Here is a 22,129-nt window from a genome sequence, read left to right as displayed (position 1 = left end):
CGCCCCCACCAGGGCGTTTGGCCATGGCGTCCGCCGTGTCCGTGACCTGGGGCACACTGGGGACATGGACGAGAACCCGGCCCGCGCCTCGGCGGCGGCACAGGACCTGGTGGCCACGGCCGCCCAGGGCCCCATCACCACGCTCACCCTCAACGACCCGGCCAAGCGCAACGCCCTGTCCCTGCCCATGATGCGCGCGCTGACCGCGGCGCTCGAGCGGGTGGCCGCGGATCCGCAGTGCCGGGCCGTCGTCCTCGCCTCCACGGGCACGGTGTTCTCCGCGGGCCATGACCTGGCGGAGCTGCGCGGAGCCCCGGAGAGCGCGGCGCAGGAGCTCTTCGACACCTGCGCGCAGCTCATGCTCCTCATCCAGCGCATCCCCCAGCCCGTCATCGCCCGGGTGCAGGGGCTGGCCACGGCGGCCGGGTGCCAGCTCGCAGCCACCTGCGATCTGGCCGTGGCGGCACAGGGCGCGTCCTTCGCCACGCCCGGCGTGCGGATCGGCCTGTTCTGCTCAACGCCCATGGTGGCGCTCAGCCGGGCGGTCGACCGCAAGACGGCCCTGCGCATGCTCCTCACCGGCGAGGCGCTGAGCGCCCAGGACGCCCTGGTCCACGGCCTCGTCTCCCACGTCGTGCCGGCCGAGCAGCTCGAGGCGCGCGCGCACGAGGTCGCCGCGCAGGTCGCCAGCGCCTCCGGGGCCACGGTCGCGCTCGGCAAGCGCGCGTTCTACGCGCAGGCGGAGCTGCCCACGGCCGAGGCCTATGAGCAGATGGCCCGGGTCATGACCGCCAATGCGGGGCTGGGCGATGCGCAGGAAGGCATCGGCGCATTCATCGACAAGCGCGCACCGGTGTGGCAGCACCGCGGGGCTGCGGCCACGCCGTAGCCTGAGGGTCGAGCGTTGGCCCTGGCGGCGAACGGAAGGGAGCCACATGTCCATCGTCGTCACCGGAGCCTCCGGATTCATCGGCGGCGCGGTTGCGCGCGCGCTGGCCGCGCGCGGCGCCGATGTGCTCAGCATCGGCCGCACGGACCCGGGCATCGACGGCGTCTCCCACCTGGACTGGGACCTGCGCGAGACGGCCCCCCAGGCCCTGGCCGCCCGGTCCGCGGGAATCGAGGCCCTGGTCCACGCTGCGGCGCTCGTCGCCGACTGGGGCGAGGCGACCGCGTTCCACGAGGTCAACGTGGCCGGCACCCGCCGCCTGCTCGACGCGCTGCCGCGGGCGCGCGTCGTCCACCTGTCGAGCACCGAGGTCTACGACCCGCGGGCCGACCACGAGGGCCTCTACGAGGAGGGCGGCCCGATCGGCGCGGACGGCTACCTCAGCGACTACGCCCGTTCGAAGGCCGCCGCCGAGGCCGTCGTCCAGCGCGTCCACCCCCAGGCCGCCATCCTGCGCCCCGCACCGGTCTACGGACCCGGCGACACCCACTGGTTCCCCGCGTTCGCGCGCCGGATCCGCCGTGGCGTGCTGCGCCTGCCCGCGGCCCACGGCCGCCTCACCTCGCTCACGCACATCGACAATGCCGTCATCGCGGTGCTCGCAGCGCTCGGCCGGTCGCACGCCGCCGGGCCCATTAACGTCGCCGATCCCCACCCCTATGAGCTGCGCCAGGCGCTCAACACGTACATGGCGCGGGCGGGCATGGCGCCCGTGCGCATCGAGGAGCAGCCGGCGGACCTTGCGATGATCCGGGCGTGGGCCGCGGAGCGGCGGGCCCGGACGCTTCGCCGCGGCCGGCGCGCCCCGCACACCACCCGCGTCGCGGTTGCGCGCCTGAGCCGCGGCCGCAGCTACGACGTCACGCGCCTGCGCACGGTGCTCGGCGTCGAGCCCTGCCAGGAGCTCGCGCCCCGCTGAGCACTGAGGACCGAGCTGAGCGCTGAGGGCTGAGCGCCCGGCCTCGCGCTAGGCGCCTGCGCCGCGGATCGCGCCCAGCCACTCGTGCGCGGCGGCGTACGCGGCATCGGCCGTTCGGGGGTCGACGCGCACCTCTGAGGCGTTGGCGGCCGGGTAGGAGCCCAGGAACTGCACCCGCCGGGCGATCCGGTGGACGCCGGCCAGCGCCTCGGCCATCCGGGCATCGGCCACGTGGCCCTGCGCATCGATCGAGAACTGGTAGAGGCCCAGGCCGTCGCCCGTGGGGCGCGACTCGATGCGGGAGAGGTTGACGCCGCGGGCGGAGAACTGCTCGAGGAGGTTGAGCAGCGCCCCGGCCTCGTCGGTGGCCAGCGCGACGACGAGCGTGGTCTTGTCCGCCCCGGTGCGCGCCGGCGGGGCCGAGCGCCGGCGCACGAGGACGAACCGCGTGACCGCGCTCGAGTGGTCGCCCACGTCCGCGGCCAGCACCTCGAGGCCGTAGCGCCGGGCGGCCAGCGCGGGGCAGATCGCCGCCTGCGCGGCGGAGGCGCCGGCGGCCAGCTCCTGCGCGGCCGCGGCGGTCGACGAGGCGGGCAGGTAGGACGCGCCCGGGATGTGCTCGCTCACCCACACCCGCGTCTGGGCCTCCGCGTGCGGGTGCGTGGCGAACGCGCGGATGTCGCCCACCCGGGTACCGGGCCGCACGGCCACGACGAAGCGGACGTCGACGAGCGTCTCCGCACAGATCTGCATGGTGTGGTGGCTGAGGGCGTCGAGGGTGGCGGGCACCCCGCCCTCGACGGAGTTCTCGATCGGCACGACGGCGCCGTCGAGCTCGCCGGCCGCGAGTGCGGCGAAGGCGGCCTCGGCGTTGCGCATGGGCACGCGCTGGGCCTGGGGTGTGCCCTGTGCCTCGAGCAGCCGGATGAGGGCGGCCTCGGTGAAGGTGGCCTCCGGCCCCAGGTAGCCGTAGCGGTCGGTCAATGCAGGTCACCGCCCAGTTCGCGGTCGCCGCGGCTGTGCTCCTCGCCCGCGCGCAGGGCGCGGGCGAGCGCGCCGCGCTTGCCGCTGCGCTCGTGCGCCGCCGGTGCGCGCCGGGGCCGGGCGCCCGAACGGGTCCTGCCGCCGGCGAGGCGGCCCATGCGCGCGCGCAGGCCGCGCCAGTGCTCGCCCGCCCGGTCGGCTGAGCGGCCAGCGTCCGGGTCGCGGGCGGCCGAGCCGCCGGCGGTGCCCGCACCACCGTCGGCCGAGGCGGGCTCGGGGCAGCCCGGCAGGTCCGCCTGCACCACGGTGAGTCCCGCGGCCCGGATGCGCCGCTCGTCCTCGGCGAGTGCCGCCGCGTCCCGGGCGGCCTGCGCGCGCACCCCCCAGCCCTTCGCGGTCGCGGGGCGGCGCGCCCCGGCGGGCTGCTTCGCGGCGGCGTCGAGGCTCGCGCGGCTGGCGCAGCGCAGGGCGGGCTCCCCGGCGGCGGACGCGAGCGCAGCCCGGCCCTCGAGCACGGGGGCCACGAGCGCCGCGGCGGCGCGGGCCCGCTCGCCGGCTCCCGCCGGGACGAAGAGCACGGGGCGCAGGCGGGGGGCGCGGTCGGGCATGACGGCGGAGACATCGCGGTTGCGCACGGCGCAGGCCCCGGTGAGCTCGGAGGCCGCGCGGCCGCGGCGGACGTCGTGGACGAGCACCTGCGCGCCGGCGCGGCGGGCGGCGCGCTCCGTGCCGTCGGCGGAGGCGTCGTCGACGACGATGACGGCGTCGACGGCCGGGATCTCCTTGGCCGCGCGCACCGTCTGGGCGATCGTGCGGGCGGCGTCCTGGGCCCAGATCACGCAGGCGGCGGATCCGGCGGCAGCGCCGCCTGCGGCGTGCTCGGCCGCCATCAGCGGATCGTGAGCTGGCGGGACACGACGCCGGAGCGGGCGCGCCGCTCATCCGCGCTCAGCGCGGCGGTGTCGGCGATCGCCGCGTCGAGTGCGCGGGCGAAGCCCTCGAGCACGCCCTCGACCTCGTCGGGCTGCTCGTGTGCGCCCAGCTCCCACACGGGGATCGCAATGCCGTGGGCGCGGAAGCAGCCCAGGTAGCGGCCCAGGCCGCCCAGCGTGTTCTCGCCCCGGGCGTGCAGGCGGGCGAGGCCGTCCATGACCGCGTCCTCATCCTCGGAGCGCGCCCAGCGGACGTAGTTGCGCCCGCCCATCGACGTCCAGTAGACGCCCTCGGCGCCCACGAGCTTCTCCGTGGGGCTGATCGACTCGTTGGCCTGCTCGAGGGTGTCGCGGATCTCCTCGTCCTGCAGGGCGGCGTCGGCCGGCAGCCAGTAGTCGAACGTCTCGCTCACGCTGACCGTGAACGGCGCGGAGGCATCGAGGATGTCCTGCAGCCGGGGCCCCTGGCCCGGGTCGCCGGTGGCCTCGGCGTGCGTGCCCGGCTGGGCGTCCTTGACCGCGAGGATCGCGGCCGCGACGTCGCGCGACGGATCGGGCGAGGAGACGGGCGTCTGCAGGCCGGCCATGATGACGCCGTCGGCGCGGTGCAGGCCCTGCCAGGCGGCGGGCAGCAGCGAGGCGAAGACGATCTCGTCGCCCCCGTACTCGGCGGTGAGCTTCGCCGTGGCGGTGGCCGCCGGAACGAGTTGGCGCAGGCTCACGAGGTCGGCCTCGAACGGCAGGCCCTCGAACGGGCGCTTGACGAACGCGGAGGCCTGGGCCCGGGCCAGGCGCTTGGCGATGACATCGGCGGTGGACTTCTTGGACTTCTTTCCCATGTCCGGCAGTCTATCGGGCGGGCGCGCGGGGGCGCAGGCGCTTGCCGTCCAGCCAAGCGGGGGCGCAGGCGCTCGCCGTCCAGCCAAGCGGGGGCGCAGGCGCCTAGGGTGGAGGCATGGCCGACGACGCGCAGCAGCCCGCAGCCCAGCCCCGCGCCGCCTCCGGCGCAGCCCCCGGCACCTCGCCGCACGGGTTCGGGACACCGCCCCCGCCCTCCGTGCTGGAGATCCCCGCCGCCGAGCTGGCGGGCATCCGGCTCATCGTCAGCGACATGGACGGCACGCTGCTCGATCACCGCGACCGGCTGCCGCCGGCCCTGTGGGGCCAGCTCGCGCGGCTGCGCGCCGCGGGCATCGCCTTCGCCCCGGCCAGCGGGCGCCCGTACGCCACGCTGGGCCAGCTCTTCGTCGAGGACGCGCCCGCCCCGCGCAGCGGCGAGCCGTACGCCCGCGGCATGTTCTTCCTGGCGGAGAACGGCGGCTTCGTCGTCCGCGACGACGCCCAGGTCTCCGCGCAGATCCTCGACCCCGGCGTGGTGCGCCGGATCGTCGAGGCCTCGCGCAGCCCCGAGCTGGCCGGGCTCGATGCCGGGATCATCGTGTGCGGGGCGCGCGGGGCCCGCGTCGAGCGCGGCGACGAGCGCTTCCTCGCCGAGGTGCGCCGCTACTATTCGGCACTCGACGTCGCGGCCGATGTGCTGGCCTTCGACCTGGAGGGCGGGGACTCGGTCACCGGGCCCATCGTCAAGCTCTCCGCCTATGCGTTCAGCCCCACCGAGCGGCTGGCCGAGGTGTTCGCCGGCATCACCGACCCGGCCGGGCACCGGACCGTCATCTCCGGGCAGAGCTGGATCGACATGATGCGCGCGGACACGGACAAGGGGGCGGCCCTGCGCAGCCTCCAGGCCCACCTGGGCGTGGGGCGAGCGCAGACGATGGTGTTCGGCGACTTCCACAATGACCTCGGCATGCTGACCGAGGCGGGCATCCCCGTCGCGATGGCCAACGCCCACCCGGACGTGCTGGCCGCGGCCCGCTTCACCGCCCCGCCGAACACGGCGGCCGGCGTCAGCCAGGTCATCGAGGCGGTGCTGCGCGCGCAGGGGGCGTAGCCGCCGCGCCGCGGGGCGGCGCGCGGTGTGCCGCGGCCCGCTAGGCTCGTGCCCATGGCTCTCTATCCCGGACTCGACCCGCAGAAGGCCGCGAAGCGGCACGTCCGCTACGCCCAGGCGCTCATCGACGCCGGCTTCGAATTCGAGCTGCAGACCGGTCAGGCCGGCCGCGACGACGTGGCCGGGCTCATGGCCGAGTCGGTCGCCGAGGCGCGCGAGGACGCGGGCGATCCCGTCGCGCAGGCGGGCTTCGCGCTCAATCCGCAGGATTCGGGCATCGCGGTGCGCTCCCCGGACGGTGAGCTGGCCGGCGCGAGCGTCGTCGCCGCCGTCGAGTTCGACGAGCGCACCGCGCTCTTCCTGCGCGGCCTGGGGGTGGCCGAGGCGTTCCGCTCCCGCGGGATCGGCACGGTCCTCATCGGCATGACGCCCCAGGTGCTCACGCAGGCCGGCCTGCCCAGCCGCTCGCGCATCGTCACCCGCTGCCCCGAGGTGCGGGCCACGTTCTTCCACCGCGCCGCGTTCACGGTCGAGCAGCCCGGCGCCGAGGTGCCCGAGGCCCTCGCGCGGGTCGGCGGCGAGCTGCTGCCGGACTTCGGGCCCACCGCCTGCTGGGCGCACATGGACGTGCCGTAGGCGGCACCTCTCCGAGCCCGCACTGCGCCGGCCCATCCCACGTCGGCCCACCCCACGCCGGCCTCGTCAAGCCGATTCGCTCAGGCCCAGCAGCCGCGCCCCGTTGTCGTGGAGGACGGCGCGCAGCCAGTCCGCGCCCAGCCCCAGGCTCTCGAGCGCCTCGAGCTGGTGGAGATAGGGGTAGGGGATGTTGGGGAAGTCCGTGCCGAGCACCACGCGCTCGCGCAGCTGTGCGAGGCGCGGCAGCAGCTCGCGCGGATAGGGGTCCGCCGCCTCGACGAAGTCCGTGAAGACCATCGTCGTGTCGAGGCCGACCGATTCGTGGGCCTCGGCCAGCGCAAGGAACTCGGCGTACTCCGGCATGCCCATGTGGGCGAAGACGAGGCGCAGCCGGGGGTGGCGGCGCAGCAGCTCGGCCGGGCCGCGCGGCCCGGTGAACTCCCCGGGCCGCGGCCCGGAGCCCACGTGGATGACGACGGGCACCTGTGCGTCCTCGACGAGGCCCCAGACGGCCGCGAGGCGCTCATCGAGCGGATCGAACGCGCCCACCTGCACGTGGACCTTGAAGATCCGCGTCCCGGCGGCCAGGGCCTGCGCCACGTACTCGGGCGCGGACTCCTCCGGGTAGAAGGTGGCCGACAGGGCGCACTCCGGCACGCGGGCCGCGAAGCCGCGCGACCAGTCATTCAGCCACGCGGCCATGCCGGGCCGGTGTGCGTAGTTGAGCGAGGTGAACGCCCGCAGCCCGAAGCCGCGCAGCGCGGCCACCCGCCCGTCCTCCGGCAGGCGGTAGGCGATGGGCCAGGCGCGCCCGATGAGCGGGCCGGCGGAGTCGAAGTAGTCCCAGACCTTGGCCAGCACCCGCTGCGGCATGAAGTGCGTGTGGACGTCGATGAGGCCGGGCAGGCCCAGGCTCTCGGTCAGGGCGCGGATGCGCTGGGGCTCGTCATCGGGCGGAGTCGCACTGGGCATGCCCCATGGTCTCATTCCGGCACAGCGTCCGGTGCGGCCGCATGGCCCCCACCGCAGCGCCCGCTCGCGCCCGCTCGCGCCTCGGTATGCCGGCGCGCCCCCTCCCACCTCGGTATGCCGGCCAGCGCCCGCCCCACCGGCCCGTTTGCGATTCGGACCGATAACTGACTGGGCATCAACCACTTGCGATGAGCGCAAGCGGTCCGTAGGCTCGCTGCCATGGTGAGCCCAGCAGTGCCCGCGGCGCCGGGCGGGGAGTCCGCGCAGGAGTCCCCCGCCCCTGCCGCCGCGTCGCGCACCGCAGCGCGGGCGCGCGAAGCCGTCGCCGCCTCGGGCCTGGCCCAGCGCGAGGTGGCCCGCCGCATGGGACTCGACGAGACGAAGCTGTCGAAGTCGCTGCGCGGGGCGCGGCGCTTCCAGCCCGACGAGCTGTTCCGGCTGGCCACGGCCACCGGCGCCACCGTCGCATGGCTGCTCGCCGACTCCGGCTCCGCGGCGGCGCCGCGGCCGGGCTCACTGCCCGCGGCCCACGGCAGGGGCGAGCACGCCTCCCGCCGCCTCGCCATCGTCGAGCGCGCCTGGGAGCTCTTCGCCCACCGCGGCTTCTCCGGTGTGCGGATGTCCGACGTCGCCCAGGCCGCCGGGGTCTCCCCGGCCGCCCTGCACTACCACTTCGAGTCCAAGCGCGAGCTGTTCCACGAGACGCTGCGCTACTCCATCAAGCTCGCCTACGACCGCCAGGCGGCGGAACTCGCCGGCATCGCGGACCCGGCAGCCCGGCTGCGCCGCCTGTTCGCCCTCCAGGCCCCGCAGGGCGAGACCGGCCGCGCGGAGTGGTCGATCTGGATGCAGACGTGGGCCTCGGCCGCCGTGGGCGAGGGCGCCCAGGTGCACGCCGAGGGCTACGGCCGGTGGCGCAGGACCGTCGCGGCGATCGTCGCCGAGGGCTGCGCGAGCGGGTCCTTCGCCCCCGCCTCGACGGCCGAGCAGGACGCCGCAGTCGAGGCGCTCACGGCCTACGCCGACGGCCTGGGCATCCGGGTCATGACGGGAATGATCGACGCGCCGGACATGCTCGCCCGCCTCGCTGCGGCCATCGAGCGCACGCTGCGCCCGCACGCCCCCTCCCCCGCAGCGGCACTGCCGCGCCCGCCGCTGGCAGCTGCCCCTGAGCCCCCTGACTCCCGGCACACCCCGACCGCCCCGCCCACCCCCACGGAAGGAACCGCGCCATGAACCGCAACGTCATCGTCACCTGCGCCCTGACCGGAGCCGGCGACACCGCCGGCAAGAGCGAGCACGTGCCCGTCACCCCGGAGGAGATCGCAAACGATGCGATCGCCGCGGCCCGCGCGGGCGCCTCGGTCGTCCACATCCACGTGCGCGACCCGCAGACGAAGCAGGGCTCGCGCGAGACCGCCCACTACGAGGAGGTGCTGCGCCTCGTGCGGGAGTCCGATGTGGACCCCGTCATCAACATGACGGCGGGCATGGGCGGCGACTACGCGATCGACCCGCAGAGCCCCCTGGACTCCGTCGCCGGCACCGACCTCGTCAACCAGGCCACCCGCCTCACCCACGTGGAGAGGCTGCGCCCGGAGATCTGCACGCTCGACTGCGGGACCCTCAACTTCGGCGAGGGCAGCCAGATCTACATCTCCACCCCGGACATGATGCGCGAGGGCGCCGCCCGCATCCGCGAGCTCGGCGTCAAGCCCGAGCTCGAGTGCTTCGACACGGGCAACGTGTGGTTCGCCAACGTCATGAACGACGAGGGCCTGCTCGACACGCCGCCGCTCTACCAGCTGTGCCAGGGCATCCCCTATGGCGCCCCGGCCGATCCCGCCCTGCTCCAGGCCATGGTGGGCCTGCTGCCCGCCGACGCGCAGTTCACGGCGTTCGCGATCGGCGCCAACCAGCTCCCGTGGGTCGCCCAGTCGATCATGCTCGGCGGCCACGTGCGCGTGGGCCTCGAGGACAACCTCTACCTCTCCAAGGGCGTGAAGGCCACCAACGCCTCGCTCACGCAGCGCGCCATCGAGATCATCGAGCGCATGGGCGCGCGGGTCGCCTCCCCGAACGAGGCCCGCGAGATCCTGGGCCTCGCCCAGCACTGAGCGCCGCCGCACTCCCCCTGACCCCGCACCGAAAGGACACCCCATGGCCCCTCGCCCGCCCCTGCGCCCCCTGGACTCCGTCGACACCGCCGCCTGCGTCGGCGCCGGCACGATCGGCGGCGGCTGGGCCGCCTACTTCCTCTCCCGCGGCATGCGGGTGCGGGTCTGGGATCCCAGTCCCGATGCCCCGGAGAAGCTCGAGCGCCTCATCGACGCCGCCTGGCCCGCGCTCACCGAGCTGGGCCTGGCCCCCGGCGCCGATCGCAGCGCGTGGTCCGTGCACACCGACCTCGCCGAGGCCCTCGAGGGCGTGGGCTTCGTCCAGGAGTCCGCTCCGGAGGTCCTCGAGGTCAAGCAGCGGCTGCTCGCCGACATCGCCGCGGCCGCCCCCGCCGACGTCGTCATCGGCTCGTCGACCTCCGGGTACTCGATGACGGAGATGGCCGGGCTGGCGGCAGATCCCTCGCGCCTCGTCGTGGGCCACCCGTTCAACCCGTCCTACCTCATCCCGCTCGTCGAGGTGGTGGGCGGGGCGGCCACGGAGCCCGCCGCCGTGGACTGGGCGGCGGCCTTCTACGAGCGCCTGGGCAAGTCCGTCATCCGGATGGACGCCGAGGTGCCCGGCTTCATCGCCAACCGGCTCCAGGAGGCGCTGTGGCGCGAGGCGCTGCACATGGTGGACAACGGCGAGGCGACCGTCGAGCAGATCGACCGCTCGATCACCGATGGGCCGGGCCTCCGCTGGCCCCTCCAGGGCCCCATGCTCACGTTCCACCTGGCCGGCGGCGAGGGCGGCATGGCCCACATGCTCGACCACTTCGGCCCCTCCCTGCTGTCCCCGTGGACCCGCCTCGAGGCCCCCGAGCTCACCGACCGGCTGCGCGATGCCGTCATCGCGGGCTCGGACGACGAGGTGGGCGAGCGCACCTTCGAGCAGCTCGTCCACGCCCGCGACGCCTCGATCATCGCCGTCCGCAAGGCCGTCGCCTCCGTGAGGGAGGCCTACGAGTCGGCCGCCGCGCAGGCGGCCCGGGAGATCGACGGCGCCGCGGAGCGGGAGGAGGGCTGAGATGGGCGTGAGCGAGTACGCGACCGAGGTCCGCGCGGAGTGGATCGACTACAACGGCCACTTCTCCGAGGGCTACTACGTCCTGGTCTTCGGCTTCGCGACGGACGAGGCGATGGCCGCGCTGGGACTGGGCGAGGACTACCGCGCCGCCAGCGGCTGCTCCCTGTACACGGTGGAGTCGCACGTGCGCTACCTCTCCGAGGTGGGCCTGGGCGCCCCACTGCGGATCGCCACCGAGGCCATCGGCGCCGCGGAGAGGAAACTGCAGCTGGCACATACGATGTATGCGGGAAATGAGATCATCGCCACAGAGGAGCTGCTCGCACTGCACGTCGACCAGGCGGCCGGGCGCGCGGTTCCGCTGCCGGCGGAGGTGAGAGCCGCCGCCGAGGCGCGCCTGTCGCCCGCTCCCGACTGGAGCGGCCGCCGGGTCGGCCTCTGAGTCCTGCCGGGCGGCCGCGGCGCACCCAGCGCGGCCGGCCCCGCCCCGGGTGCGCACGCGCCCGCAGCCCGCAGCGACAGCAGCCGCCGCCTCGGGCTCCGATGCACGGCTGCGCCGGCCGCACCGCGGCCGAAAGTGAGGAGAGACGATGCCAGAGCCCGAACACAGGAGGAGGCCGGGCGCGCACAGGCTGAGCCGCCGCGGCCTGCTCGGCTCGGGAGCGGCGCTGGGCTCGCTCGGCCTGCTGGCCGCCTGTTCGAACGGCGCCGGCGGCGGTGAGCACTTCCAGGTCGAGGGGCCCCCGCGCAAGGGCGGGGTCCTGCGCGTGGGCCTGACCGGTGGCTCGGCCGCGGACACGGCCGATGCCCACTCCCCCGTCAACAACGGCGACATCGCCCGCACGGTCAACGTCTACGATCCCCTCCTCATGCGCGACGACGACTACGTCCTGCGTCCCCGCCTGGCCACCTCGTTCAAGCCCAACGCCGCCGCCACCGTGTGGACGGCCACGCTGCGGACCGGGGTGAGGTTCTCCGACGGCTCACCGCTCGAGCCCGAGGACGTCGTCTACACGTTCACGCGCATCACCGACAAGAAGGACCCCAAGGTCATCGCGTCCGGGCTCACGATGCTCGACGACGTCGTCAAGACCGGTCCGCACACGGTGGAGTTCCGCCTGAGCGAGCCCAACAGCGTCCTCGACGACCAGATCGGGCAGTACGCCGGCGGGATCGTGCCCCGCGGCTACGACCCCAAGAAGCCGATCGGCACCGGCCCCTTCGTCCTCGAGTCATTCGCCCCCGGCGAGTCGACCGTCCTCAAGCCCAACCCGCACTACTGGGGCAAGACGGGGCCGTTCGTCGACGAGGTGCGCCTGCTGAGCTTCAACGACGACGACGCGGTCATCAACGCCCTGCTCTCCAGCCAGGTCGACGCGGTCTCGCAGATCCCCCTCGCCCTCGTCGAGGTGATCGGCTCCGACGAGCGCATGGCGATCCTCAACTCCAAGACCGGCCGGTGGATGCCCTTCACCATGCGCGTCGACCGCCCGCCGTTCGACGATGTGCGGGTCCGCCAGGCGTTCCGGCTCGTCGTCGACCGCCAGCAGATGATCGACCAGGTCCTCTCCGGGTTCGGCCAGCTGGGCAACGACATGTACGGCATCCTCGATCCCGCCTATCCCAAGGACATCCCGCAGCGCACGCAGGACATCGCGAAGGCCAAGGAGCTCCTCGCGGCGGCCGGCCACGGCAACGGCCTCAAGGTCGAGCTCGTCACGGCCCCCATCCAGTCCGGCGTCGTCGAGGCCGCCCAGGTCTTCGCCCAGCAGGCCAAGGCCGCGGACATCGACGTGAGCATCCGCCGGGTGGACTCCACGACGTTCTTCGGCGACGACTACCTCCAGTGGGACTTCGCACAGGACTTCTGGAACTCGCGCAACATCCTGGGCCAGACCGTCGCCGGCACCGTCAAGGACGCCCCGTTCAACGAGACCCACTGGGACAATCCGCGCTTCGAGCGGCTCGCGGCGCAGGCGCGCGGCGAGCTCGACGAGGCCAAGCGGGCGAAGCTCATCCGGCAGGGCCAGGAGATGCTCTACGACGAGGGCGGCTACATCATCTGGGGGTTCGCCAACCAGGTGGACGCCTACCAGAAGTACGTGGCCGGCATGAAGGAGAACGCGACCGGCCTGCCCCTGGGCGGCTACAACTTCAACCGCGTGTGGATCGGGGAGGTCTCATGATCGCCAAGCTCATCGCCAAGCGGCTGGCCGTCTCCGTGCTCATCCTGCTGGCCGTATCCGTCATCGTCTTCGCCGCGACCCTCCTGCTGCCGGGCGATCCGGCCCGCGCCATCCTCGGCCAGCAGGCGACCCCGGAGCGGATCGCCGCGCTCAACGAGCAGATGCACCTCGACCAGCCGCCCGTCGTGCGCTACTTCCTGTGGCTCGGCGGCCTGTTCACCGGCGACTTCGGCCTCTCGACCTCCGCGAACGCCCCCGTGGCCGTGCTGCTGGGCGAGCGGCTGGGCAACAGCCTCGTCCTCATGGCGCTGGCCGCGCTCATCTCCGTGCCGGTGGGCATCGCGGTGGGAATCTTCTCCGCCCTGCACCGCGGCAGGCGCTCGGACTCGGCGGTCACGTGGGTGACGCTCGCACTCGCGGCGCTGCCCGAGTTCGTCATCGGCATCGGCCTCATCACGCTGTTCGCCACCTCGGTGCTGAAGATCCTGCCCGCCGTGACCATGTCGCCGCCCGGCCAGCCGGTGTGGCTCATCCCCTCGCAGCTCGTGCTGCCCACCCTCACGCTCGCGCTGGTCGTCGCGCCCTACATCGCGCGCATGATGCGCGCGACGATGATCGAGGTGCTCGACTCCGGCTACATCGAGATGGCACGCCTCAAGGGCGTCCCGGAGCGTCGGGTGATCTTCCGCCACGCGCTGCCCCACGCGATCGGGCCCGTCGCCCAGGTCGTCGCGATCCAGCTCGCGTGGCTGGCCGGCGGCGTCGTGGTCGTCGAGTTCCTCTTCCGCTTCCCCGGCATGGGCCAGGCGCTCATCGACGCCGTGAACTACCGTGACGTCGCCGTCGTCCAGGCGGTGTCGATGATCGTCGCGGCGGTCTACATCGTCGTCAACCTCGCCGCCGACATCATCGGCATCATGGCCGATCCGAAGCTGAGGAGCGCAGCCGCATGAGCACGCACATCCTGACCTCGGACCCCACGGGCGCGCCCCCGCGCACCTCGTCCAAGCCGCCCGGCGTGCTGCGCCGCGTGTGGGCGCAGAGCGAGGGGCGCGTGGGCATCGTCCTCACGGCCGTCGTCGTGGTCCTCGCCGTCTTCGGCCCACTCCTCGCGGCGCCCCTCACGGGCTACACGCCCTACCAGTTCGCGGACAAGCCCTTCGCCCACTCCGGCGTCTTCGGCACGGACAACCTGGGCCGCAGCGTGCTCGCCCGGTTCCTCGACGGCGGGCGCCTGCTCCTCCTCTACTCCGTGCTCGCCACCGCCCTGGGCATGGTCGTGGGCGGGGCGCTGGGCATGCTCGCCGCCTATGCCCGCGGCTGGCTCGACTCCGTCATCATGCGGCTCAACGACATCGTGCTCGCCATCCCGCAGCTCGTGTTCGCGCTGCTGGCGATCACCGTGCTCGGGCCCAAGGGGTGGGTCCTCGTCGTCGTCATCGGCCTCACCCACGCACCCCGGATCGCCCGCGTGGCGCGCTCGGCGACGCTGCGCGTCATCAACGAGGACTACATCCGCGCCGCGGAGATGTACTCGGTGCCGCGCTGGCGGATCATCGGCCGCGAGATCCTGCCCAACATCGCCGGCCCCCTGTCCGTGGAGGCCGGGCTGCGCCTGACCTACTCGATCGGCGCGATCGCCTCGCTGTCGTTCCTGGGCCTGGGCATGCAGCCGCCCACCGCGGACTGGGGCCTCATGATCAACGAGAACCGGATCGCCCTGAGCGTCCAGCCCTGGGGCGTGCTGCTGTCCGTGTTCGCGATCGCGGTGCTCACCATCGGCACGAACCTCCTCGCCGATGCGATCGCCCGCGCCACCGCCCAGACGACCGTGGAGGAATGATGACCACCGCTCCCCCTGCCGCGCCCGGCGCGGCCCCCGCGCCCGGTGCGGTGCAGCCGGCCCCGGCCGGACCCGCCGACGGCGCCGACGTCGTCCTGCGCATCGACGACCTGAGGATCGCCACGACCGGCGACGCCGAGATCCTCCACGGGATCAGCCTGAGCCTGCGCCGCGGCCAGCTGCTGGGCCTCGTGGGCGAATCCGGCTCCGGCAAGACCACCGCCGGGCTGGCCTGCCTGGGCCACTTCCGCGCGGGCCTCAAGCACACGGGCGGGTCCGTGACGATCTGGCCGCGCGGTGGCGAGCGCATCGTCGTCCAGGAGCTCGGCGAGGACGCGCTGCGCCAGCTGCGCGGCGCGCGCGTGGCCTACATCCCCCAGGACCCCGCGCTCTCCCTCAACCCGGCGATGCGGGTGGGCGAGCAGATCCGCGAGGTCCTCGACGTCCACCGCTGGGGCGATTCGGATGCCGCACGCGAGGCGCGGGTCGCCGAGGTCCTCGCCGACGTGGGGCTGCCCTCGGACCGGGACTACCGGAGGCGGTGGCCCCATCAGCTCTCCGGCGGCCAGCAGCAGCGCATCGGCATCGCGATGGCGTTCGCGATGTTCCCCGATGTGCTCATCCTCGACGAGCCCACCACGGGCCTCGACGTCTCCACGCAGGCGCACGTGCTCGACACGATCCGCGACATGACGCGCCGCAACGACGTCGCCGGGCTCTACATCACCCATGACCTGGCGGTCGTCGCGGAGCTCGCGGACCGGGTCGCCGTCATGCTGCGCGGCATGCGCATCGAGGAGGGCCCGGTCGAGCGCGTCCTCCACCATCCCGAGCACGACTACACGAAGCGCCTGCTCGAGGCGGTGCCGGACCTCGCCGGGCGCAAGGCGATCGGCGGCGACCCCTACCGCGATTCCCCCGCCCGGATCGCCGACGACGCGGCGGCACCGCCGCTGCTGGCCGCACGGGACATCCGGCTCTCCTACGGTGAGGCGCAGATCCTCGACGGCATCGACCTCACGCTGGAGCCCGGCGAGTGCACGATGCTGCTGGGCGAGTCCGGCTCGGGCAAGACGACGCTCTCCCGCTGCGTCGCGGGCCTCATCGACGACTACACGGGCACGGTGGCGCTCGAGGGCGCCCAGCTCGCGACCTCGACCCGCAAGCGCACCGCCGAGCAGCGCTCGGCCATCCAGTACGTCTTCCAGAGCCCGTTCTCCTCGCTCAACCCGCGCCGCACGATCGGCGAGTCCCTCACGGTGCCGCTCGAGACGTCGCAGCGGGTGCCCAAGGCCCGGAGGCGCCGGGTCGTCGAGGAGGCCCTCGACGCCGTGCGGCTGGGCCGCTCGTTCTTCGACCGCCGGCCGGGCGACCTGTCCGGCGGCGAGCGGCAGCGCGCCGCGATCGCGCGCGCGCTGGTGAACTCGCCGCGCGTCCTCGTGTGCGACGAGGTCACGAGCGCCCTCGACGTCTCCGTCCAGGCCTCGATCATCGGGCTGCTGCGGCGGCTGCGGGAGGAGAACGGGCTGGCGATGCTCTTCGTCACGCATAACATCACGCTGGCCCGGCACATCGCGGACAACCTGGCGATCCTCAACCAGGGCCGGATCGTGGACTACGGGCCGGTGGACGACGTGTTCGCCCACCCCACCCACGCGTACACGAAGGCGCTGCTGGCCGACGTCCCCACCCTGTAGGGGCGCACCGCCCTTGCGGGGCCCACCCGGCTGTTACGATGCTGAACAATTGTTCGGCGCGCTCAAATCCGGGTGTGCGCAGTCACGAGGAGGAGACATGGCAGGACGCTTCGAGGGCAAGGTCGCCATCATCACCGGGGCCTCGCGCGGGATCGGGCTCGGCATCGCCGAGCGGCTCGTCGCCGAGGGCGCGCGCGTGGCCATCACGGCCCGCGGCGAGGAGGCGCTCGCCGCGGCGGTCGAGCAGCTCGGCGGGTCCGCCCGCGCGCTCGGCATCGCCGGCAAGGCCGATGACCCCGCCCACCGCGACGCGGCGATCGCGCAGACGATCGATGCGTTCGGCCCCATCGACTTCCTCGTCAACAACACGGGCATCAACCCCGTCTACGGCCCCATGATCGAGCTCGAGGACCGCAGCGCCAGGAAGATCTTCGAGGTCAACGCGCTGGCGCCGCTGCTGTGGGCCCAGGCCGTGTGGAGCGCCTCGATGTCCGAGCGCGGCGGTGCGATCGTCAACCTCGCCTCCGTGGCGGCCCTGCGCCAGCCCGACGGGATCGGGTTCTACGGCTCGTCCAAGGCCATGCTCATCCACATCACGCAGCAGCTTGCCTATGAGCTGGGCCCCACGGTCCGGGTCAACGGCGTGGCGCCGGCGGTCGTGAAGACGAAGTTCGCGGAGAAGCTCTACGAGGCCGGCGAGGAGAAGGTCGCGCAGGGCTACCCCCTCAAGCGCCTCGGCGTGCCCGCGGACATCGCCGGGCCCGTCGCCTTCCTCCTGTCCGAGGACGCGAGCTGGGTCACCGGGCAGATCCTCACGCTGGACGGCGGCGTCACGCTGGGCGGCGGCGTCTGAGCGCCTACCCCTGTGCCGCGGCGGCCTTGCGCGCGGCATCGCGGCGCGAGGAGACGAGGAACAGCGCGGCCACCATGCCCAGGGCGATGACGGCGGCGGGCAGGTACTCGGACTGGCCCATCGCGCGGGAGAACGCGGCGTGGAGGAACTCCGGCAGCGCCCCGGAGGCCCCGGCCGAGGTGCCCGCCCCCGCGCCGCCGGCGCCCCCGGCCGCGGCGCTGAGCTCGGCGGTGATCCGCACCTCCATCATCGCGGCGATCGCGGCCGAGCCGAGCACGGCGCCCACCTGGCGCGTCGTGTTGTACACCCCGGAGCCCGCGCCGGCCAGCAGGCGCGGCAGGTTCCGGGTGGCGGAGACCGACAGCGGACCCCACGTGCAGGCGTTGGCCAGCCCGAGCACCACCGCGGGCACGAGCAGCCACGGCCAGGCCGCGTTCGCGGCGATCTGCGCGCCGTAGAGGGCCGTGCCGGCCGCGAATATCCCCAGTCCGGCGGAGGCCACCCAGCGGGTGCTCCACACCTCGAGCCTGCGGCCCACGACGGGTGCCAGCACGCCGGAGATCACGGCCGTGGGGGCCAGCAGCAGGGCCGACTGGGTGGGCGTGAAGCCGTGGACGTTCTGGGTCCACAGCATGATCGGCAGCATCATGGACGACACGACGAAGCCCACGGTCGTCACGGCGACGTTGGCGAGCGCGAAGTTGCGGTCGCGGAAGAGCACGAGCGGCAGCAGCGGCTCCGGGCGCGGCCGGGCGCGCCGGCCATCGGGCTCCGGCGGCCGGCCCAGGTAGGCCTGCCAGCCCACGAACGCGGCGAGGACGACGACGCCCCCGATGATGAGCGACCACACGCTGATGGGCCCCGCGATGGTGCCCCAGCCGAAGTTCTCGCCCTCCTGGATGCCGAAGACGACGAGGAACATGCCGATGGCCGACAGGGCCACGCCCAGCCAGTCGAAGCGGTGGCGGTGGGTCTCGAGGACGGGCACGTTGACGATCGCGAGGACGAAGCCCACGATGCCCACCGGCACGTTGACGAAGAAGATCCACTGCCAGCCCAGGCCGTCGACGAGGACGCCGCCCAGCAGCGGTCCCACGAGGCTTGCGACCCCGGCCGTCGCACCCCACAGGCCCATGGCGGCCCCGCGCTTGTCCGGCGGGAAGAGCCGCGTGATGACGGCCATGGTCTGCGGCGTCATGATCGAGGCACCCAGGCCCTGCGCCACGCGGGCGAGGATGAGCATCTCGATCGAACCGGCGAGCCCGCACCACAGGCTCGAGGCGGTGAAGACCGTCAGGCCGATGAGGTAGAGCCGCCGCGGGCCGAACCGGTCGCCCAGCCGGCCGGTGATGAGCAGCGGCACCGCATAGGCGAGCAGGTAGGCGCTCGTCACCCAGATGACGGCGGTGAGCGAGGTGTCGAGGTCGGTCGCGAGCCGCGGGATCGCAACGGTCACGATCGTCGCGTCCACGAGGATCATGAAGAAGCCGAAGATAAGCGACCACAGGGCGGGCCACGGCTTCACGGAATCGGTCATGGTGGGTGAGTCCTTCGGGTTCGGCGGAGGGGAACGGGCGGGATGGTCCGGGCGGGCCGGCGGGTCGGCTCAGGAGGGGCCGGCGATGCGGCTGCCCTCCCACGCCAGCGAACCGGCGTCGAGGCGCTCGAGGACACCCGCGAGCCAGGCGATCTGCGCCTCGGCGACGGCGAGCCCGTACGTGTGGTCGAGCCAGTGCCGCTCGGCGAGGCCCACGCGCTCGATGCCGCGGATCGCCGCGCGCGCCTCCTCACGCTCGGCGCGCGCGCTGGCCAGCCGGTCGGCCAGGGCGGCGCGCGCCGCCGGGGCGCTCAGGTGCCCGATCTCCGCGAGGCCCACGCGGAAGTCGGACCGCTCGCCGGTCGGCTCCGCGATCAGCCGCCGCACCTCGGCGCGCAGGGCCTCCCGCCCCGCCGAGGTGATGGCGTAGGTCGTGCGCTCGGGCCGGTTGCCCGCCCGCTCGGTCCCGCGCTCGCGGACGAGGCCGTACTCGGCGAGCCTGCCGACCTGGTGGTAGAGGGTGCCGGGGCTGACCTTGACGAGGCGGTCGTCGTGGCGCCGCAGCATCGTGCGGTACATCTCGTACGGATGGGCCGGCGCCTCCGCGAGCAGGCCGAGCGCCATGCAGGCGAGCGGGGTCAGCTGCGGCACGGGCATCCTCTCGGGAGGCGGTGGTGAGACGGCACGGGCGGGGCAACGGCACGGGATGGAACACGGGACGTAGACCGAGGCGACGCTCGACTGCACCCGGGCGGCCACTTTGCGACGTCGATTATTCCAACTGGAATATACACGGTGGGATGGGGCGCCCCGGGCAGGCGCCGGATGCGGGTGCGTGTGCGGGGCGGCCGGCTTCCGGCTGGCACCGCACACGCCCGGCTCGGCCCGCCGCACGGCTGGCACCGCACGCCCCCGGCTCGCCCCATGCGCCCCTCCGGACCTCGAGCCCCTCCTGCCCGCACGTCCCGGCGCACGGACCCCGCAGTCGCGCGGGAGCCGGAGGGCTCAGCGCTCGCGCAGCCAGGCGCGGACGGCCTCGGAGTCCGCGCCGAGGGCGGGCGGGTCCAGGTCGTACTGCACGCTCGTCTCGGACAGGGTGATCGGATTGGCGACCGTCGGCACCGCATCGGGCCGCCCGCCGGCCCGCGCGATCGGGGCGAGCCCCAGGCTCTCCGCCAGCTCGACGCCCTGGGCCACGGAGTTGATCGGCGCGCACGGCACACCGCGCTCGGTCAGCCGCGCGTACCACTCCTGCGCGTCGCGGTGGGAGAGCGCCTCGACGAGCAGCTCGGCCAGCTCTGGGCGGTGGCCGTTGCGCGCGTCGTTGCGGGCGAAGCGCTCGTCGTCGGCCCACTCCGGGTGGCCGAGGACCTCGCAGGCGGCCCGGAACTGCCGGTCATTGCCGACCGCGAGGATGAGCTCCCCCTCCCCCGTGGGCAGCGGCAGATAGGGGTAGAGGCTCGGGTGCTCGTTGCCCATCCGCGTGGGCGTCACCCCGCCGGCCACATAGGCACTCGTCTGATTCGCCAGACCGGACAGGGCCGAGGACAGGAGGTTCGCGTCGACCTTCTGACCGCGCCCGGTGGCGTCGCGGTGGCGCAGGGCGGCGAGGATGCCGATCGTCGTGTGCAGCCCGGTGATGACGTCGAAGATCGCGACGCCCGCGCGCATCGGCTCGCCGTCCGGCTCGCCCGTCAGGCCCATGAACCCGGAGAGGCCCTGGACGAGCAGGTCGTAGCCCGGCTGCGGATTGGCCGGCCCGAACCCGGTCACCGAGGCGTAGACGATGTCCGGGTTCTCCTCCCGCACGCTGTCGTAGTCCAGGCCGTACTTCGCCAGGCCGCCCGGCTTGAAGTTCTCCACGAGCACGTCGGCGCGGCGGGCCAGCTCGCGGGCGAGCGCCATGTCCTCGGGATCCTTGAAGTCGAGCACGACGTCGGTCTTGTTGCGGTTGACGGACAGGTAGTAGGTCGCCTCACCGTCGCGCACCGGCGGCCGCCAGGTGCGGGTGTCGTCGCCGCCGGGCCCCTCGACCTTGATGACGGTCGCGCCCAGGTCGGCGAGCATCATCGTCGCGTAGGGACCCGCCAGCACGCGGGCGAAGTCCGCGACGAGCAGCCCGGCGAGCGGACCCTCGCCGCTGCGCCCGAACAGCCGGGCGGCCCGGCGCCCCGCGTCCTCCCGTGCCTCGCCGCCCCGGGAGCCTGCGCCCGGCCGGGCCTCCGCCGCCGGCGCGCCGGCCTCCCGCTCGCTCGCATTCCCGTTCGCCATCGAACACTCCTCGCCTCGTGGTCATCGGGCGGCCCTGCCGCACCCGCCACGAGCCTACGCGGAACGGCCGGGCCCGCGGCGCGGGGGACGGCGCCACCCACGACCGCGGTGCACGGGCAGGCGTTCATATGTGCGAAAAGCAAACAGTCCATATCGAGCGTGCAATAATGGACGCGCAATCGGCGGCACCGGGCGACCGCGCTCCGGAGGCCCGAGTAAGGGCCCCGGCCCCGCGGGAGCACGGGCCCGCACGCGCCGCCGCCGCGCACGCCACTGCGCTCCGCGCCCGTCCATGAGGGAGACTGCCATCGAAATCCACCAGGTCCGCGCCTTCCTCGCGGTTGCCGAGGAACTGCACTTCGGCCGCGCCGCCGAGCGCCTCGAGATCGCCCAGCCGCCGCTGAGCCGCACGATCCGCCAGCTCGAGGGCGAGCTCGGCACCCGCCTGTTCGACCGGACGACCCGCTCGGTCACGCTGACCCCCACGGGGGCGGCCCTCGTCGAGCCCGCCCGGGCCGTCATCGAGGCCACCGATGCCGCCGCCGAGTCGATCCGCAAGGCCGGCGCCGGCCTCATCGGCACGATCCGGGTGGGCTTCACCACCGCCGCCGGCGGGCAGTACATCGCCCAGCTCGTGCGCGCCTCGAAGGAGCGCAACCCGGGCATCGACTTCGTCCTCGAGACGGACGTCTACACCCCGGACGCTCTGCCGCGCCTCGTCGACGGCACCCTCGACCTGGCCCTCGTGCGCGCCGACGCCCTGCCCACGCGCCTCGAGGGCCGCGCCGTCGTGCGCGAGTCGCCGGTCGTGCTCCTGGCCCGCGACCACCCGCTCGCGGGCCGGGCCGAGCTGACCATCGCAGACCTCGCCGACGAGGACTTCATCATGCTGCCGGGCAATCCCAGCCCGCCCACCCGCGAGCTGTTCTTCCACTGGTTCTTCGCGGCCGGGCTGCGGCCCAAGGTCGTCCAGGAGGCGCCGGACTCGCTCATGATCGCCTCGCTCGTGGCCACCGGGCTCGGCATCTCCATCAGCCTCGACCAGGCCATCGCGCACGTCGACTCGGAGCGCCTCGTGACAGTGCCGCTCGCGGTGGACCACCCGCCCATGCTCATGCAGCTCGCCCACCGGGAGCAGGACGCGAATCCCGCGCTCGCCCAGGTCCTCCAGACCGCCGACGAGGCCCTCCCGACGGTGGGCTGAGCCGCCCCC

At 73.9% G+C, this 22,129-nt stretch carries 21 protein-coding genes; 14 read left to right on the top strand and 7 right to left on the bottom strand.

The window, feature by feature from the left end:
- The first annotated feature begins 64 nt into the window (after nucleotides 1–64).
- Nucleotides 65–889, top strand: coding sequence for an enoyl-CoA hydratase (locus BRM1_RS11340; RefSeq protein ID WP_268526038.1), 825 nt, complete (start codon nucleotides 65–67; stop codon nucleotides 887–889).
- A gap of 46 nt (nucleotides 890–935) precedes the next feature.
- Entirely contained in the window at nucleotides 936–1,868 is a 933-nt protein-coding gene (locus tag BRM1_RS11335; RefSeq protein WP_268526037.1) for an NAD-dependent epimerase/dehydratase family protein, read from the top strand.
- Between the two features lie 48 nt (nucleotides 1,869–1,916).
- Here BRM1_RS11335 and pheA read toward each other — a convergent pair whose 3' ends face one another.
- The 3 genes from pheA to BRM1_RS11320 are packed head-to-tail and all read right to left on the bottom strand — an operon-like array spanning nucleotide 1,917 to nucleotide 4,623.
- Complete coding sequence (gene pheA, locus BRM1_RS11330) at nucleotides 1,917–2,852, bottom strand: prephenate dehydratase (protein ID WP_268526035.1); 936 nt, start codon at nucleotides 2,850–2,852, stop codon at nucleotides 1,917–1,919.
- Nucleotides 2,849–3,742 carry a glycosyltransferase gene (locus BRM1_RS11325; protein ID WP_268526033.1) on the bottom strand — a complete coding sequence of 298 codons (894 nt, stop codon included), beginning with the start codon at nucleotides 3,740–3,742 and terminating at the stop codon, nucleotides 2,849–2,851. Before BRM1_RS11325 ends, pheA begins: the two co-directional genes overlap by 4 nt.
- A complete protein-coding gene (locus BRM1_RS11320; protein WP_268526031.1) occupies nucleotides 3,742–4,623 on the bottom strand; it encodes a DUF5926 family protein in 882 nt (293 codons plus the stop codon). Before BRM1_RS11320 ends, BRM1_RS11325 begins: the two co-directional genes overlap by 1 nt.
- Nucleotides 4,624–4,739: 116 nt before the next feature.
- On the opposite strand from BRM1_RS11320, the gene BRM1_RS11315 reads away from it, so the two are divergent.
- Both BRM1_RS11315 and BRM1_RS11310 read left to right on the top strand, forming a co-directional pair.
- A complete protein-coding gene (locus BRM1_RS11315) occupies nucleotides 4,740–5,735 on the top strand; it encodes an HAD hydrolase family protein (RefSeq protein ID WP_268526029.1) in 996 nt (331 codons plus the stop codon).
- A 54-nt stretch (nucleotides 5,736–5,789) separates the two neighbouring features.
- Complete coding sequence (locus tag BRM1_RS11310) at nucleotides 5,790–6,371, top strand: GNAT family N-acetyltransferase (protein WP_268526027.1); 582 nt, start codon at nucleotides 5,790–5,792, stop codon at nucleotides 6,369–6,371.
- 66 nt (nucleotides 6,372–6,437) lie between these two features.
- Here BRM1_RS11310 and BRM1_RS11305 read toward each other — a convergent pair whose 3' ends face one another.
- A complete protein-coding gene (locus BRM1_RS11305) occupies nucleotides 6,438–7,343 on the bottom strand; it encodes an amidohydrolase family protein (protein WP_268526024.1) in 906 nt (301 codons plus the stop codon).
- A gap of 219 nt (nucleotides 7,344–7,562) precedes the next feature.
- On the opposite strand from BRM1_RS11305, the gene BRM1_RS11300 reads away from it, so the two are divergent.
- The 9 genes from BRM1_RS11300 to BRM1_RS11260 all read left to right on the top strand — a co-directional run bounded on the left by BRM1_RS11300 (nucleotide 7,563) and on the right by BRM1_RS11260 (nucleotide 17,108).
- Nucleotides 7,563–8,579 (top strand): TetR family transcriptional regulator, encoded by a 1,017-nt coding sequence (locus BRM1_RS11300; RefSeq protein ID WP_268526021.1) that lies wholly within the window; start codon nucleotides 7,563–7,565, stop codon nucleotides 8,577–8,579.
- Nucleotides 8,576–9,460, top strand: coding sequence for a 3-keto-5-aminohexanoate cleavage protein (locus BRM1_RS11295; RefSeq protein WP_160952735.1), 885 nt, complete (start codon nucleotides 8,576–8,578; stop codon nucleotides 9,458–9,460). Before BRM1_RS11300 ends, BRM1_RS11295 begins: the two co-directional genes overlap by 4 nt.
- A gap of 43 nt (nucleotides 9,461–9,503) precedes the next feature.
- On the top strand, nucleotides 9,504–10,529 hold the full coding sequence (locus BRM1_RS11290; protein WP_268526018.1) for a 3-hydroxyacyl-CoA dehydrogenase NAD-binding domain-containing protein: 1,026 nt from the start codon (nucleotides 9,504–9,506) through the stop codon (nucleotides 10,527–10,529).
- Between the two features lies 1 nt (nucleotide 10,530).
- The gene (locus BRM1_RS11285) at nucleotides 10,531–10,971 is read left to right on the top strand and encodes a thioesterase family protein (RefSeq protein ID WP_268526015.1); all 441 of its coding nucleotides are present in this window, start codon (nucleotides 10,531–10,533) and stop codon (nucleotides 10,969–10,971) included.
- 148 nt (nucleotides 10,972–11,119) lie between these two features.
- Nucleotides 11,120–12,715, top strand: a complete 1,596-nt coding sequence (locus BRM1_RS11280) for an ABC transporter substrate-binding protein (protein WP_268526011.1) — start codon at nucleotides 11,120–11,122, stop codon at nucleotides 12,713–12,715.
- The gene (locus tag BRM1_RS11275; RefSeq protein ID WP_160952731.1) at nucleotides 12,712–13,668 is read left to right on the top strand and encodes an ABC transporter permease; all 957 of its coding nucleotides are present in this window, start codon (nucleotides 12,712–12,714) and stop codon (nucleotides 13,666–13,668) included. The genes BRM1_RS11280 and BRM1_RS11275 overlap by 4 nt, the downstream gene beginning before the upstream one ends.
- A complete protein-coding gene (locus BRM1_RS11270; protein ID WP_268526008.1) occupies nucleotides 13,665–14,558 on the top strand; it encodes an ABC transporter permease in 894 nt (297 codons plus the stop codon). The genes BRM1_RS11275 and BRM1_RS11270 overlap by 4 nt, the downstream gene beginning before the upstream one ends.
- The gene (locus BRM1_RS11265; protein ID WP_268526004.1) at nucleotides 14,558–16,255 is read left to right on the top strand and encodes an ABC transporter ATP-binding protein; all 1,698 of its coding nucleotides are present in this window, start codon (nucleotides 14,558–14,560) and stop codon (nucleotides 16,253–16,255) included. Before BRM1_RS11270 ends, BRM1_RS11265 begins: the two co-directional genes overlap by 1 nt.
- Nucleotides 16,256–16,352: 97 nt before the next feature.
- Entirely contained in the window at nucleotides 16,353–17,108 is a 756-nt protein-coding gene (locus tag BRM1_RS11260; protein WP_268526001.1) for an SDR family oxidoreductase, read from the top strand.
- Nucleotides 17,109–17,112: 4 nt separating this feature from the next.
- Here BRM1_RS11260 and BRM1_RS11255 read toward each other — a convergent pair whose 3' ends face one another.
- The 3 genes from BRM1_RS11255 to BRM1_RS11245 form a co-directional block, all read right to left on the bottom strand.
- Nucleotides 17,113–18,645, bottom strand: coding sequence for a DHA2 family efflux MFS transporter permease subunit (locus BRM1_RS11255; RefSeq protein ID WP_268525999.1), 1,533 nt, complete (start codon nucleotides 18,643–18,645; stop codon nucleotides 17,113–17,115).
- A 69-nt stretch (nucleotides 18,646–18,714) separates the two neighbouring features.
- Nucleotides 18,715–19,296 (bottom strand): PadR family transcriptional regulator, encoded by a 582-nt coding sequence (locus BRM1_RS11250; protein ID WP_268525996.1) that lies wholly within the window; start codon nucleotides 19,294–19,296, stop codon nucleotides 18,715–18,717.
- Between the two features lie 354 nt (nucleotides 19,297–19,650).
- A complete protein-coding gene (locus tag BRM1_RS11245; protein ID WP_268525994.1) occupies nucleotides 19,651–20,916 on the bottom strand; it encodes a CaiB/BaiF CoA transferase family protein in 1,266 nt (421 codons plus the stop codon).
- Nucleotides 20,917–21,208: 292 nt separating this feature from the next.
- On the opposite strand from BRM1_RS11245, the gene BRM1_RS11240 reads away from it, so the two are divergent.
- Complete coding sequence (locus tag BRM1_RS11240; protein WP_268525992.1) at nucleotides 21,209–22,120, top strand: LysR family transcriptional regulator; 912 nt, start codon at nucleotides 21,209–21,211, stop codon at nucleotides 22,118–22,120.
- The last annotated feature ends 9 nt before the right edge of the window (nucleotides 22,121–22,129 follow it).

It is taken from the genome of Brevibacterium sp. BRM-1, from assembly GCF_026802075.1.
GTDB classification, from domain to species: domain Bacteria; phylum Actinomycetota; class Actinomycetes; order Actinomycetales; family Brevibacteriaceae; genus Brevibacterium; species Brevibacterium rongguiense.
This window is presented reverse-complemented; position numbering and strand designations above follow the sequence as displayed.

Bases quoted from the DNA above. Each gene is read 5' to 3' on its own strand.
- BRM1_RS11270 (WP_268526008.1), top strand. From the start codon at position 13,665: ATGAGCACGCACATCCTGACCTCGGACCCCACGGGCGCGCCCCCGCGC.
- BRM1_RS11290 (WP_268526018.1), top strand. From the start codon at position 9,504: ATGGCCCCTCGCCCGCCCCTGCGCCCCCTGGACTCCGTCGACACCGCC.
- BRM1_RS11240 (WP_268525992.1), top strand. From the start codon at position 21,209: ATGAGGGAGACTGCCATCGAAATCCACCAGGTCCGCGCCTTCCTCGCG.
- BRM1_RS11315 (WP_268526029.1), top strand. From the start codon at position 4,740: ATGGCCGACGACGCGCAGCAGCCCGCAGCCCAGCCCCGCGCCGCCTCC.
- BRM1_RS11310 (WP_268526027.1), top strand. From the start codon at position 5,790: ATGGCTCTCTATCCCGGACTCGACCCGCAGAAGGCCGCGAAGCGGCAC.
- BRM1_RS11260 (WP_268526001.1), top strand. From the start codon at position 16,353: ATGGCAGGACGCTTCGAGGGCAAGGTCGCCATCATCACCGGGGCCTCG.
- BRM1_RS11335 (WP_268526037.1), top strand. From the start codon at position 936: ATGTCCATCGTCGTCACCGGAGCCTCCGGATTCATCGGCGGCGCGGTT.
- BRM1_RS11245 (WP_268525994.1), bottom strand. From the start codon at position 20,916: ATGGCGAACGGGAATGCGAGCGAGCGGGAGGCCGGCGCGCCGGCGGCG.
- BRM1_RS11340 (WP_268526038.1), top strand. From the start codon at position 65: ATGGACGAGAACCCGGCCCGCGCCTCGGCGGCGGCACAGGACCTGGTG.
- BRM1_RS11325 (WP_268526033.1), bottom strand. From the start codon at position 3,742: ATGGCGGCCGAGCACGCCGCAGGCGGCGCTGCCGCCGGATCCGCCGCC.
- BRM1_RS11305 (WP_268526024.1), bottom strand. From the start codon at position 7,343: ATGCCCAGTGCGACTCCGCCCGATGACGAGCCCCAGCGCATCCGCGCC.
- BRM1_RS11280 (WP_268526011.1), top strand. From the start codon at position 11,120: ATGCCAGAGCCCGAACACAGGAGGAGGCCGGGCGCGCACAGGCTGAGC.
- BRM1_RS11285 (WP_268526015.1), top strand. From the start codon at position 10,531: ATGGGCGTGAGCGAGTACGCGACCGAGGTCCGCGCGGAGTGGATCGAC.
- BRM1_RS11275 (WP_160952731.1), top strand. From the start codon at position 12,712: ATGATCGCCAAGCTCATCGCCAAGCGGCTGGCCGTCTCCGTGCTCATC.
- BRM1_RS11295 (WP_160952735.1), top strand. From the start codon at position 8,576: ATGAACCGCAACGTCATCGTCACCTGCGCCCTGACCGGAGCCGGCGAC.
- BRM1_RS11300 (WP_268526021.1), top strand. From the start codon at position 7,563: ATGGTGAGCCCAGCAGTGCCCGCGGCGCCGGGCGGGGAGTCCGCGCAG.
- BRM1_RS11320 (WP_268526031.1), bottom strand. From the start codon at position 4,623: ATGGGAAAGAAGTCCAAGAAGTCCACCGCCGATGTCATCGCCAAGCGC.
- BRM1_RS11265 (WP_268526004.1), top strand. From the start codon at position 14,558: ATGACCACCGCTCCCCCTGCCGCGCCCGGCGCGGCCCCCGCGCCCGGT.
- BRM1_RS11255 (WP_268525999.1), bottom strand. From the start codon at position 18,645: ATGACCGATTCCGTGAAGCCGTGGCCCGCCCTGTGGTCGCTTATCTTC.